The organism is Vibrio sp. ED002, assembly GCF_023277445.1.
Taxonomy (GTDB): domain Bacteria; phylum Pseudomonadota; class Gammaproteobacteria; order Enterobacterales; family Vibrionaceae; genus Vibrio; species Vibrio jasicida.
The window spans coordinates 1,288,788-1,302,196 of sequence record NZ_CP080238.1 but is presented as its reverse complement, the minus strand read 5'-3'; the positions used below and the strand labels follow the sequence as shown (position 1 = coordinate 1,302,196).

The window sequence follows — 13,409 nt, the reverse complement described above, 5'->3', positions numbered from 1 at the left end:
AGCCTCCTTACGCCGTTTCTTTTTGGAATAGTTCACGGAAGACTGGGAAGATATCCTCCACAGAGCGGATGTTTTTCATGGCAAAGTTTGGGAAGGCTTCAGCAAGCTTCTCGTATTCATGCCATAGCGTTTGGTGTGAGCGTCGGGTGATCTCAATGTATGAATAGTACTGACAGTTAGGAAGCAGTTTATTCACTAGGAGTTCACGGCAACGCGGAGAATCGTCAGCCCAATTATCCCCATCGGATGCCTGTGCGGCGTAGATGTTCCATTGGCCTACAGGATAGCGGTCTTGCACGATTTCGTTCATTAGCTTGAGAGCGCTCGACACAATTGTTCCACCCGTTTCTTGCGAGTAGAAGAACTCATGTTCATCGACCTCTTTTGCTTGAGTATGGTGACGAATGAATACAACCTCTACATTTTCGTAGGTGCGCGTCAAGAACAGGTATAAAAGAACATAGAAGCGTTTTGCGATATCTTTGGTGGCTTGGTCCATAGAACCGGAAACGTCCATCAGACAAAACATGACCGCTTGGCTCGATGGCACAGGGCGCTTCTCATAGTTCTTGAAACGTAAGTCGAAGGTATCAATGAAGGGCACGCTTTCGATTTTCTTGCGCAGATCCTCAATTTCCTTCTTCAGACGATTTTCCTCGAGCTGCTGAGCTGGCTCGATGTTTTTGATGCGAGTAAGCTCATCCTCTAGTTCATTAAGAAGACGCTTTTTACCTGCTGTCATTGCGGTACGTCGAGCAAGTGATTGCTGCAACGAACGCACAATGGCAATGTTGGACGGAATGCCTGCAGTTTGGTAACCCGCACGATGGGTCTTCCATTCAGTTATTTTAGCAATCTGATTTTTTTCAAGATTGGGTAACTCCAAATCCTCGAACAAGATATCGAGATATTCATCTTTGGATATCTGGAAAACAAACTCGTCTTGGCCTTCGCCATCAGGACTCGCATTGTCTTCTCCTGCGCCACCACCTTGACCTCCACCTTTCGGGCGCTCGATTTTGTCACCAGTAATAAATTGGTCGTTGCCAGGGTGCACACGCTCACGTACGCCCCCTTTACCCTGATGAAACATAGGTTCGTTGATGTCTTTGTGCGGTATTGCAACGTCTTCGCCCGTTTCCGTGTTTGTGATCGAGCGTCGATTCACTGCGTCAGCTACCGACTCTTTAATCTGCTCTTTATGGCGTTTCAAGAAGCGCTGTCGATTAACAGCGCTCTTGTTCTTACCATTGAGCCTTCGGTCTATAAATTGCGCCATGAAATAGCCCTCTTCATGTTTCACAAGCGACCTAACTCAAACTGGTTAGGATGACTTACGTACTCGTAGGTACCACTCAGAAAGTAAGCGAACCTGTTTCTCGGTATAGCCTTTTTCCATCATGCGAGCGACAAAGTCGTCGTGTTTCTTCTGATCTTCAGAAGACGTTTTCGCATTGAATGAAATAACCGGAAGTAGCTCTTCGGTATTGGAGAACATTTTCTTCTCGATTACCGTGCGCAGTTTTTCGTAGCTGGTCCAAACTGGATTCAGACCATTGTTATTGGCTTTCGCACGAAGCACAAAGTTGACGATTTCGTTTCGGAAATCTTTCGGGTTTGAAATGCCAGCGGTTTTCTCGATCTTCTCTAGTTCAGCATTCAGAGAGGCACGGTCAAACAGCTGACCTGTTTCTGGATCGCGATATTCTTGATCTTGAATCCAGAAATCTGCGTAAGTCACGTAGCGGTCAAAGATGTTCTGGCCATATTCAGAATAAGACTCTAGGTAGGCCGTTTGTACTTCTTTGCCGATGAACTCGACGTAACGTGGTACAAGGTAACCCTTCAAGAACTCGAGGTACTTTTCTGCCATTTCAGAAGGGAACTGCTCACGCTCAACTTGCTGCTCAATCACGTAGAATAGGTGGACAGGGTTTGCCGCTACTTCGGTTTGGTCGAAGTTAAACACACGCGATAGAATCTTGAACGCGAAACGGGTGGAAAGACCGTTCATACCTTCATCGACACCGGCAAAGTCGCGGTACTCTTGGTAACTCTTCGCTTTCGGATCGGTATCTTTCAGTGTTTCACCATCGTAGACACGCATCTTCGAGAAAATGGACGAGTTCTCAGGCTCTTTGAGTCGAGACAGAATACTGAACTGTGCCAGAGTTTCGAGTGTGCTTGGTGAACAAGGTGCTTTAGAAAGTTCACTGTTTTCAAGTAGTTTCTGGTAGATCTTCACTTCTTCCGATACACGTAAACAGTAAGGGACTTTCACGATGTATACACGGTCTAAGAATGCTTCGTTGTTCTTGTTATTACGGAACGTTTGCCACTCTGATTCATTTGAGTGGGCCAAAATCATGCCGTCGAATGGGATAGCAGATAATCCTTCCGTACCGTTAAAGTTACCTTCTTGAGTTGCCGTCAAGAGAGGGTGTAGCACCTTGATTGGCGCTTTGAACATCTCCACGAATTCCATCAAGCCTTGGTTTGCTTTACATAGCGCGCCGGAGTAGCTGTAGGCATCTGGGTCATCTTGTGAAAAGTGTTCAAGCTGGCGAATATCAACTTTACCAACCAATGATGAGATGTCTTGGTTGTTTTCATCGCCGGGTTCAGTCTTCGCAATTGCAACTTGGTCTAGAATAGAAGGACGTACTTTAAGCACCTTGAACTTGGTGATATCACCACCAAACTCGTGCAGACGTTTTGCAGCCCAAGGTGACATGATAGAGCGTAGGTAGCGATGCTCAATACCGTATTCTTTCTTAAGGATTTCGCCGTCTTCCGAAGCATTAAATAAGCAGAAAGGATGATCATTTACGGGGCTGCGCTCACCATTGGCGCTGAGCACGTAAACCGGCATTTTTTCCATCAGTGCTTTTAACTTCTCAGCCAGTGATGATTTACCACCACCTACTGGGCCAAGAAGGTAAAGAATTTGTTTTCGTTCTTCCAAACCTTGCGCGGCGTGTTTGAGATAAGACACGATCTGTTCGATAGCGTCTTCCATGCCGTAGAAGTCTTTGAAGGTTTCATAACGAGAGATCACTCGGTTTGAGAAGATGCGGCTCAGTCTTGGATCTTGCGCAGTATCAATGACTTCTGGTTCCCCAATCGCTATGAGAAGTCGTTCTGCTGCATTGGCATAAGCGCTTTTATCGTCCTTGCACAGGGCTAAGAAATCCTGCAACGACATCTCTTCATCTTTTGAAGCTTCATATCTTGATTGATAGTGGTCGAAAATACTCATGTCGCTTTCCCCTTTAATAGTCAGTCTACCGACGAACGTTGACGCAGGCTTACCCACCTTTGATATGTCCTTCGTTGTATGAACTTATACGCCCTGTTATCGCATTTGGTTTGTACCGAACCCCAGTTAGGTCACGCCAAAGGCTTTGCTTTATGGACAATTTTTCACTGCAACGGAGGACGGTGGATAGGTACCTTTCAATCACTCCCTTTCTCATTTTAAGCCTAGTCGGGGATTTCCAATTTTGCTTAACAATTATGAATTTATTGCAAAAGTGACATTTGAATCACTGTTTAATGAGAGAAGAATTTGTGTTGTGAATGACAGTATAAGAAATCAATTATTTGGCGATAAATCGTCGATATCAGTGAATTCTAGGTGGTGTTTGGGAAAGCGTAGAGAAAGCTGACAGGTGAGATTTGATAAAATCGTGACAGGGGAGATGAAAAAAGGAGAGCGTTTACTCTCCTTTTCAAATGCTTAGTGCGTTATGCACTGAAAATTTGCGCCAATTCGTTTGCACACAAATGGTACTGACGAGGGCAGTTGCGCCATGTTTTCAACATGCGCTGGTATTTTTCCTGCATTGGCATTTGGCTGTTGAAGTGGTGATCAGCCTTATCAAATTGAGGATATAGACCTTCAGAATCCACAAGGAAACGAACGTAATGCACTTGTTGGGCTTCTGTTGCGATATCAAAACCAAGGAATTGCAGACGGCGTTGATCGACTTTGCTGCGCTCTTCGTCATCCAGCATCTTGTTGGATTCTTGCATCGCATGGTACATCTCCATGATGTCGATGATTTCACGACATTCAGATTCAGTAATGCAGCCAAAATCTTTGTTCAGTTCGCGCATTTGCAGCTCGTAACCACGTTCTACGATGGTCTGTAGACGCTTGTATTTTGCTGCGCTGCTAGGGTCCATCTGAGACATTAGGTTGTACTGGTTTGATAAGATCAAACGTTGAGCGTTTGACATTTCCATGATGACCTCACTAAATAATCTAATACATTTTTAATGTGCTTAGGTTAACGTTTCAGACGTTACTGAAACATGATCTCAACACATATTTAATATGAAAAATGGCAAGAATTATCAAATTTAGCCAGTTTACAAACAGCGTATGAATGCGTTGTGACATGCTATTTGTGGTAGTGGTTGTATATGTAATCTCGATCCGAGAATACTCTTAACCATTCTGGTTTGAATACGGTTAGGACTGCCAATGACATCCCATTAAGAAGCCCCTCGGGGAAAGCGAGTAATGGTACAAAAACAAAGTAGTTGTGCTGGATGGTTTGCCAGTCGTAATGACCGACTGATAGATGATAAACCGAGTTAATGAGTAGGTGTAAGCTACCGGTTAGTGCTCCATTGAAGAATCCCGCAACAAAAATGAAGACAAAAATATTGCGTGGCAAATATTGATAGCTGAGTAGAAAAACGAGGTAGCTTATTAGTATTGGTACCAGTGCAGAAAGTACGAGCGCACTTGGCAGCATTAATAGAGGAATACCGTGAATCAAATGATTGATGATCATGGCAGGGATACAGAGCAGAAAAGCCATTCGCCAACCGTACATCATTGTTAGCGTTGTCAAAGCAAGGAAGTGGATTTGCAACCCTTCTTTCACACCGGCTTGTGCAGACCACAAAATGCTAAGCAAGAAGAGCGTTGCGAAGATCAAATGTTGAAATGGTTTTTCTTGTTCCATTTTAGGCCAAACGACTGTTCGCCAATCGGGTAGGCAATGCATGATTACAACCCAACCAACAATGATGACCGATACGAAATTAAACCAATCCATGTTTGATATCCTGACTTTTGATTCCTTACGAGCTTTACTTACCGTTTTAACTGTGTAGCAGGTTTGTATACGTTTAATGTGTCGAGTATAGGGCATCAAATGTTTTGATTTGTTTGGTACTCTCGACGGTAATATGAGTAAAAAAATACCAGCGAATTGCTGGTATTTTTAATTTATTCAATAACCTAATATGACTTAGTATTTCACATTTGGATGGTATTGGGAAAGGATCGATTGGATTTCATCCATCGTTTCTTTCGATGGAGGGTTTACACCATCTAATGGGTAATCAAGCCCTAATGCTTCCCATTTATGCGCACCAAGTTTGTGGTACGGAAGAAGTTCCACTTTCTCAATGTTGTCCATATCTTTGATGAATTCACCAAGCATATGTGCCGCTTCAGGTTCATCTGTATAGCCCGGAACAACCACGTAGCGGATCCACGTTTTTTGACCGATTTTATGTAGATAGCGAGCGAAGTCTAAAACTCTACGGTTCGAAACGCCGATGAAATCTTGGTGAATTTCGTCTTTCATGTGCTTAAGGTCAAGCATTACAAGGTCTGTCGCTTCAAGCACTTCATCGATAACATCGGTATGTTTGCGGATGTAACCATTGGTATCAAGACAAGTGTGAATACCTTCCGCTTGAGCTGCGCGGAAGAAGTCTCGCACAAATTCTGGTTGAAGCATCGCTTCGCCACCAGAACAAGTAATGCCACCACCTGATGCATTCATGAAATGACGGTAGGTTTTTGCTTCAGCAATAATTTCTTCAACCGTCACTTCTTTGCCGTCATGCGTATCCCAAGTATCGCGGTTATGGCAATACTTACAACGCATTAAACAACCTTGCAAGAAGACGATAAATCGAATACCGGGTCCGTCTACGGTACCACATGACTCAAACGAGTGAATACGACCAGCTGTTGACATCTTTTGCTCTCATTTTTTAATAAATTCTACCCGTTATTTTATTACAAATTGCAGGGTTAAAACAGTCTTGGAGAGGGACGTTGGCGAGATATTGAGCAAAGAAAGCGGCGAATGAAAACTCACACGCCGCACAGGGACTTATATTTAGAAGAACGCAAATAGTGACAGAGAGCCTGTACCATAAACATCAGTTTGTGCTTCTTCATAATCCGGTGTTTTAACGGTAAAGGTTAAGCTCGCGCCGTAGTTTCGGTTATACCAAGCTGCACCAGCAACCGCACTTGCTTGCCAGTTTTGTAACGTAACATCGTATTGATCGGATGGCTCAGGAATGCCTGAACGATCGCCTTCGATGGTAATGTCGTTAAAGCGGTAACGTCCTTCAAAGCCGGTGAACAAGAACCAACTGGATGTACTTTGCGCTAGCATACTCGCGTGGAATGGGCTTTCAACACTGATGTTTGCCGCACCGATACTGTTCGCTAAGTTGGTACCCCAACGGAACATGACACCTTGAGATACATCACTACGGAAGTTACCTGCGTTGATGTCGTTTACGTTAGTAATTTCCCATTGTGTGCTTTTACCTTCGCTGCGCATCAGTTTGTTGAATGCTCGGTAACCAACACTGAATGCGACTTCGTCATCAATTTGGTATTCCCAACCTTGTGGGTCGGTTGAGCCAGTGATGCCGTGAACGATATCTTGGGCTTTATCTGATAGTGAGCTTTCACCTGTTGCCCCGATAGTAAAATTGTATCGAACGGCTTGGTCTGCTGTGATCGAGATATAGTTGATTTCGGTATGTAGGTAGCCTGCGTAAGGACGATCATTAACAAGAGGGTAGTCGGCTTCAATATCACTCGGCGTCCACATTTTGTGGCCTAGTACAAGTTCTACTTTATCGACGTTGGCTTGCCCATTACCGTTTAAACTGAACCATTTCCATTCGCTGTCTTCACGCAGTTTATCGGTCGCGTAAGAAAGGAAAATACCGTTGGTGTAGTCTTGGTCGACACCAAATATGCCATCGTTATCTAAAGTGAAAGAGACGGTAGATTTTGTTGATGCAATCGCAGCAGGCGACAACAAGGCAAGGATAAATAATTTACTGAGTTTCATATACTTCGTTTGCTAGCGTTTTCGGCATCATACGTAAGATCGAGAACAAAGTCTTAGGCAATGTCACAACTTTAGTTCAAGACACAAAAAAAGGCCGATGCTATACAGCATCGGCCTCTATTTTATCACTCAAAGTGCTAATTCAATCAGTCTTATAGAGACTCAGTGAATGTACGTGCGATTACGTCAGCTTGTTGCTCTGCAGTTAGAGAGTTGAAGCGTACAGCGTAACCAGATACACGGATTGTTAGCTGAGGGTATTTCTCTGGGTGCTTAACAGCGTCTTCTAGAGTTTCGCGGTTAAGTACGTTCACGTTAAGGTGTTGACCACCTTCAATGCCAGCTTCGTGGTGGAAGTAACCATCCATCAGACCTGCTAGGTTAGCACGTTGGCTAACTTCTTCTTTACCTAGTGCGTTTGGCACGATAGAGAAGGTGTAAGAGATACCATCTTTTGCATCAGCAAACGGTAGTTTACCTACAGATGTTAGAGATGCTACCGCACCTTTCTCATCACGGCCGTGCATTGGGTTAGCACCAGGTGCAAAAGGAGCGCCTGCTTTACGACCATCTGGTGTAGTACCCGTTTTCTTACCGTATACCACGTTTGAAGTGATAGTAAGAATAGACTGAGTTGGGATTGCATCACGGTAAGTCTTAAGCTTACGGATTTTAGCCATGAAGTTAGAAACAAGTTCACATGCCATGTCATCAACACGTGCATCGTTGTTACCAAATTTAGGGTAATCGCCTTCGATTTCGAAGTCGATTGCAATGCCATCTTCGTCACGGATTGGTTTAACTTTACCGTATTTGATTGCAGATAGAGAGTCAGCTGCAACAGAAAGACCAGCGATACCACAAGCCATAGTACGACGAACGTCACGATCATGAAGAGCCATTAGAGCTGCTTCGTAGCTGTATTTGTCGTGTGAGTAGTGGATAGCGTTTAGTGCAGTTACGTACTGCTTAGCTAGCCAATCCATTAGGTTGTCTAGGCCAGCCCAAACTTTGTCGAAGTCTAGAACTTCGTCAGTCATTGGTGCAGTCTTAGGACCCACTTGCATTTTAAGCTTCTCATCTACACCGCCGTTGATAACGTAAAGTAGAGTTTTCGCTAGGTTTGCACGAGCGCCGAAGAATTGCATGTGCTTACCGATAACCATTGGCGATACACAACAAGCGATAGCGTAGTCATCGTTGTCGAAATCTGGACGCATTAGGTCGTCGTTTTCGTATTGGATAGAAGAAGTATCGATAGATACTTTCGCACAGAACTTCTTGAAGCCGTCAGGTAGCTGCTCAGACCAAAGTACAGTGATGTTTGGCTCTGGAGAAGGACCCATTGTGTATAGTGTGTTTAGGAAACGGAAGTTAGTACGTGTAACTAGTGTACGACCGTCAACACCCATACCACCCATAGATTCTGTTGCCCAGATTGGGTCGCCAGAGAATAGCTCATCGTACTCAGGAGTACGTAGGAAGCGAACCATACGTAGTTTCATTACGAAGTGGTCGATCATTTCCTGAGCTTGTTCTTCAGTGATGATGCCAGCTGCGATGTCACGCTCAACGTATACGTCAAGGAAAGTCGAAGTACGACCTAGAGACATTGCTGCGCCGTTTTGAGATTTAACAGCAGCTAGGTAGCCGAAGTAAGTCCATTGGATAGCTTCTTGAGCTGTAGTCGCAGGAGCAGAAATGTCGTAGCCGTAAGATGCTGCCATTTCTTTCATTTGACCTAGTGCACGGTGCTGTTCTTGAATCTCTTCACGAAGTTGCATCGTCATTTGTAGATCTTCACCAGACTCTAGCTTCTCTTGAGTAGAGTGGAATTGAGCTACTTTGTCTTTGATTAGGAAATCTACACCGTATAGAGCTACACGACGGTAGTCACCGATGATACGACCACGACCGTATGCATCTGGAAGACCAGTTAGAACACCAGACTTACGACATTTTAGGATGTCAGGAGAGTAAACATCGAAAACACCTTGGTTGTGTGTTTTGCGGTACTCAGAGTAGATTTTAGAAACTTGTGGATCAAGCGTACGGCCGTATGCTTTACAAGAACCTTCGATCATACGTACGCCGCCGTTAGGCATGATTGCACGCTTAAGCGGAGCTTCAGTTTGTAGGCCTACGATAGTTTCTAGGTCTTTGTTAATGTAACCAGCATCATGTGAAGTGATGGTAGAGATAACAGAAGTATCGAAATCAACAGGTGCGTGAGTCGCGTTTTCCTGCTTGATACCTTCCATTACTTTAGCCCAAAGCTTGTTAGTCGCTTCAGTACCTTCAGAAACTAGGAAAGATTCGTCGCCTTCGTACGGAGTGTAGTTCTTCTGAATGAAATCACGAACGTTTACTTCGTTTTGCCAGTCGCCTGCAGCAAAACCTTCCCAAGCTTTAGCAAATTGCTCTGCCATGACATACCTACCTTTGTAGTAGAAAAAAATACGTACTGGTTCGCCGTTGAGCCAGCTATCTCCACTTCCACATGGAGAACAGTACACTCTTAATGAATAACAATATTTATAGTCTTAAATAAGAAGAATAGGGCGATAAAACTATAAATATTGTCACTGCTACTAATGTGGGTTCTTCCCAACCACAATTCAAGGCTACACTAAAAAAATTTTGCAAACCTTAAACTAAATCAATAAATACTAAAAAATAGCGATAAAAATGGGGTAGCGACGAGCGCTACCCACACAATTTTTGAACGAATGTCATTATAGCCAAGCTTTAATGCCATATTGTCCTTCTAGCATACCAACTGCAAGCATAGCGACTAAACAGACGACAAGTACACCTACAGGGATCACAATCTTATCTACAAATGACAGACGTGATGCTCGCTCTTTGTCACCAATCAGACCGTTGTTGTCTAGAAGCATAGTCAATGCCCAAGCCAGTACTGGGTTAACTACCGCAGAACCGAAGATACAGATACCTGCTGCTTGAGAGTCTTTAGAGTCTTTCACCATCTGCATACCTGCTTCAAGTAGAGGTAGAGATACACCTACTAGAAGAGCAACACGCATTACTGGTGGCCATACTGCTACATCCATTGGGAAGCCAAGAATCGCGACGATGATACATAGAGAGCCGAGCAGGATTGCACCGCCAGGGATAGGGCGTTTCGCAATTGCTGCTGGGATCATGTACGTACCCCAAGATGACGTAATGTTACCACCACCTACAGCAGTACCAACCATTTGACGAACCGAACACATAGTCATTGTGTCATCAACGTCCATCAGAACTTTTTCAGTCTTTTTAGGGTAGTTCAGTTCTTGGAAAATACGGTGACCAAGGAAGTCTGGAGACCACATCGCTACAGCAAGAATTGCAAACGGTAGTGAAGCAATGAAGTGTTCTACATTTGGTAGACCAAGCATCCAACCTTCTTCTGTGCTACCCCACCAGTAGATTGGGTTTAGGTTCGGAAGACCTGTTTCAGTAACGAATTTGATGTCGAAACCAGCACCAAGTACAAGTGCAATGATGAGGCCCGTGAAAGCACATACTGGGATGGCTAGCCAACGTTTATTAACTTTAGCAAGGAAAGCATATAGACCGATAGTAACCGCGAGAACGATTAGGCCAATGTAGCCCATGCTGCCTGCGGCAACCGTATCCGATTGCAAACCAACTGCCCAAGCTTGGATTGAGTTGATTTGGCTCATGGTACCTGTTAGGCCTAAGAAGATGAGTAGGCCCCCAGCTGTACCCTCTGAAGTGAGGTTTACGAGTTTTGAGCCACCTTTTAGTAAGCTCAAAATCAAACCAAACACACCGATTAGGATTGCCAATGCAAGAGGATGGGCACCCGCAAGAGCGATGGTACCAATAAGAGGGATCATTGGACCGTGGTTACCTGCTAGGTTGGCTTTAGGGTTAATAAAGCCAGAAGCAAGAATACAGAAAAGGAGTGCAGGGATTAGCATTTCTACACGAGCAACTTCGATAGCAAAATCTTTGCCTAAGTTAACGTGGTCCCATGCAGCAGTAAGACCTTCAGCCCAAGACATCATTACCGCAGAGTACATTGCGATAATACCGATCGTACCAGCAAGCGCTGGAACAAGGTCTTCAAGCTCAAAGCGGAAGTCACGACCTGGCAAGTTTAAGCCAAAACGGCGTGGCTTCATGATTTGTAGTTCGTGGTCTAGGTAGTCTGAACGGCTTGCGAACTCAGATGATGGACGATGAAGCTCGCGGTAGCTTTTAGTCTCGATATCCGAATCAGAGTGCGCTTTATTCACTGCGTCTGACATAGATTCCTCATATATTTAAAAGTTATGAATTCTAAATTGAATTGTGTTTTTCCGCTTCCTGCGGCACTTCCTATGCTAGCTATTATTAGATTTTGTTGCACAAATACCACGTGCCTAAGCATAGCTAATAACTCATTGTGTTGAGGCACAAAAAATTCCTCATCATTGTGGCGGAGTCTAGCAAGATAGCCCTTTGGGGTGATTGATTTAGATCACTTTAAGAATAGATGTGAAAGAAAACTACAGAAAGTGTCTGGCATGCGAATGACTTGGTTATTTCGTGTGTAATTCGATTACACAAGTTGCATAAAATTAGACGTTGTTTTGCAGAAATAATGTCCAGTGCGATTTATTTACATCATTCATGAATTGTATATAAAGCTGGCTTCATTCTTGCTTAGTACCGAGCAGAGACGATTTTTTGGCTAATCATTGCCGCTCAGTTTAGGAAGAAGACATGAAACAGCTTAAAGTACTGCCGCTAGTGGCAATTATTTCGGGATTAATGGTCGGTTGTGGTGGCGGTGGCGGCGGTGGTGGCGGTGCCCCGAAAACCCCTTTTAACTTCACATTTGTTGCAGCGAAGACGCAAGCGCTGGCAAATAATGGCTCGTGTACGATTTATGATCGTTTTGACTCGAACAATGAAGAACAAGTATTGAACTACCATCGTCTGGGTGGTGTTCTTGATACACAGCTAACCGCTTATTACTCAGACGCTGCAGGAAACCGCAAAGGTGACTTAGTAACCGCGAGTAACGACAAATTGACTATCATTCTTCAGTCGATTCCTGATGACGGCAGTGTGACGGTGCAAGAAGTGAATGGCACCATCATTAATGCAATCACATTCTCAAAAGATTTGTTGGAAGCTGATTCTTCGCTACGAAATGTCTACCTTTCAGCCGATGCTAATGTGAGTAACACGACTTGTTTAACAGGAAACAATGATTCGATCGTTAATAAAGAAAACCTTGATTACAAAGCGGCCGAAGATGCCGTAGGTAATCCATATTCAACGTTCTACTTTGACTCTCAGCTAGAAACGGTAACGGCGAATGAATCACGCTTCACTAAGGGTGAAGTGTTGCCAGCAGTGAGTACAGAAAGAACAATGATTGCCCAGTACCGTACAGATACTCGTTCTTCCCTATACCAATATGGTTTTGAGGATTGGGCGGACGATCGCATGGTATTTGCTGGTACACCTTCTACTCCAATGGTGAGTTCTTCCGGTATCCATTTTTCTACTATTGATATTGATACAATTTATAAAAACTTCTCTTATCGTCTAGCTGAAGTGCCTAAAACGAGTGCTTTTTATCACCCTGATGCTTTAAAAGGTGATGTGTGGACATTCAGCGTTGATGGCACTATCGCAACTCCGGGGTGGGAAGCTGCATACACGGACAAAGTTTCTGACAACTTTAGTATCGTAGTCGATGATGCTTCACTGTTCGCTGTAAACAACACAGAGAATACTAAACCAGGTGTATCGAATAGCGTTGTTGATCTATCAGATAGCATTGGTCTAGGTAGCGAAAACGGATTACAACGAGTCAGCTACCAAGAAGGTACAATCGTAGGGTCTACGCCATACGTGGTAAGACACTCTGTTTACTCTCTGATCGAACGCAGTATTGTTGTACCAGACTTGGACTACTCAAGTGTACCGGCAGGTGCTGAAGGTGACCTTGTGATCTCTGATAGCTCCCAGATTACACAAAGCTATGTTTTCACCCAAGATGAAGGTGATGTAGAAGTTGCAGACTTCTTGACAGCTTTTGCTAATGGCAATGGTACAGACACTAAAGAAGATGTGCTCGGTATTGTTATGAATGAGAAGCAAGTCCGCGATATGGCGAATCGAGTAGCCCAAACGAAGACTCTGCTTTTAGAGAGAACTAATTAACACTTTTGTATCTTAATGAGCCCCTCTCTTGAGGGGCTTTTTTATGTCAGTTATTCAGCATTAAAAGAATATATTGCTAGAAAG

At 44.0% G+C, this 13,409-nt stretch carries 9 protein-coding genes; 1 reads left to right on the top strand and 8 read right to left on the bottom strand.

The window, feature by feature from the left end; genetic code table 11:
* Positions 1-7 precede the first annotated feature (7 nt).
* From ITG12_RS06040 to ITG12_RS06005, 8 genes are all read right to left on the bottom strand, one after another.
* The gene (locus ITG12_RS06040; RefSeq protein WP_248873837.1) at positions 8-1,279 is read right to left on the bottom strand and encodes a YeaH/YhbH family protein; all 1,272 of its coding nucleotides are present in this window, start codon (positions 1,277-1,279) and stop codon (positions 8-10) included.
* A gap of 45 nt (positions 1,280-1,324) precedes the next feature.
* Positions 1,325-3,259, bottom strand: a complete 1,935-nt coding sequence (locus tag ITG12_RS06035) for a PrkA family serine protein kinase (RefSeq protein ID WP_038867152.1) — start codon at positions 3,257-3,259, stop codon at positions 1,325-1,327.
* Positions 3,260-3,747: 488 nt separating this feature from the next.
* Entirely contained in the window at positions 3,748-4,248 is a 501-nt protein-coding gene (locus ITG12_RS06030; RefSeq protein ID WP_038866692.1) for a YfbU family protein, read from the bottom strand.
* Between the two features lie 158 nt (positions 4,249-4,406).
* Positions 4,407-5,072, bottom strand: a complete 666-nt coding sequence (locus ITG12_RS06025; RefSeq protein ID WP_038875931.1) for an energy-coupling factor ABC transporter permease — start codon at positions 5,070-5,072, stop codon at positions 4,407-4,409.
* Between the two features lie 195 nt (positions 5,073-5,267).
* Positions 5,268-6,008 carry a pyruvate formate lyase 1-activating protein gene (gene pflA, locus ITG12_RS06020; protein ID WP_038866696.1) on the bottom strand — a complete coding sequence of 247 codons (741 nt, stop codon included), beginning with the start codon at positions 6,006-6,008 and terminating at the stop codon, positions 5,268-5,270.
* A gap of 144 nt (positions 6,009-6,152) precedes the next feature.
* Positions 6,153-7,130, bottom strand: a complete 978-nt coding sequence (locus ITG12_RS06015; RefSeq protein WP_038866698.1) for a lipid A deacylase LpxR family protein — start codon at positions 7,128-7,130, stop codon at positions 6,153-6,155.
* A 152-nt stretch (positions 7,131-7,282) separates the two neighbouring features.
* Positions 7,283-9,559 (bottom strand): formate C-acetyltransferase, encoded by a 2,277-nt coding sequence (pflB, locus tag ITG12_RS06010; protein WP_038866700.1) that lies wholly within the window; start codon positions 9,557-9,559, stop codon positions 7,283-7,285.
* 306 nt (positions 9,560-9,865) lie between these two features.
* Positions 9,866-11,413, bottom strand: a complete 1,548-nt coding sequence (locus ITG12_RS06005) for a DUF3360 family protein (protein WP_248873836.1) — start codon at positions 11,411-11,413, stop codon at positions 9,866-9,868.
* 457 nt (positions 11,414-11,870) lie between these two features.
* Between ITG12_RS06005 and ITG12_RS06000 the strand changes: the two genes are divergently transcribed.
* The gene (locus ITG12_RS06000) at positions 11,871-13,325 is read left to right on the top strand and encodes a flagellar sheath protein A (protein ID WP_248873835.1); all 1,455 of its coding nucleotides are present in this window, start codon (positions 11,871-11,873) and stop codon (positions 13,323-13,325) included.
* The last annotated feature ends 84 nt before the right edge of the window (positions 13,326-13,409 follow it).

Bases quoted from the DNA above. Each gene is read 5' to 3' on its own strand.
- ITG12_RS06040 (WP_248873837.1), bottom strand. From the start codon at position 1,279: ATGGCGCAATTTATAGACCGAAGGCTCAATGGTAAGAACAAGAGCGCT.
- pflB (WP_038866700.1), bottom strand. From the start codon at position 9,559: ATGGCAGAGCAATTTGCTAAAGCTTGGGAAGGTTTTGCTGCAGGCGAC.
- ITG12_RS06005 (WP_248873836.1), bottom strand. From the start codon at position 11,413: ATGTCAGACGCAGTGAATAAAGCGCACTCTGATTCGGATATCGAGACT.
- ITG12_RS06015 (WP_038866698.1), bottom strand. From the start codon at position 7,130: ATGAAACTCAGTAAATTATTTATCCTTGCCTTGTTGTCGCCTGCTGCG.
- ITG12_RS06035 (WP_038867152.1), bottom strand. From the start codon at position 3,259: ATGAGTATTTTCGACCACTATCAATCAAGATATGAAGCTTCAAAAGAT.
- pflA (WP_038866696.1), bottom strand. From the start codon at position 6,008: ATGTCAACAGCTGGTCGTATTCACTCGTTTGAGTCATGTGGTACCGTA.
- ITG12_RS06030 (WP_038866692.1), bottom strand. From the start codon at position 4,248: ATGGAAATGTCAAACGCTCAACGTTTGATCTTATCAAACCAGTACAAC.
- ITG12_RS06000 (WP_248873835.1), top strand. From the start codon at position 11,871: ATGAAACAGCTTAAAGTACTGCCGCTAGTGGCAATTATTTCGGGATTA.
- ITG12_RS06025 (WP_038875931.1), bottom strand. From the start codon at position 5,072: ATGGATTGGTTTAATTTCGTATCGGTCATCATTGTTGGTTGGGTTGTA.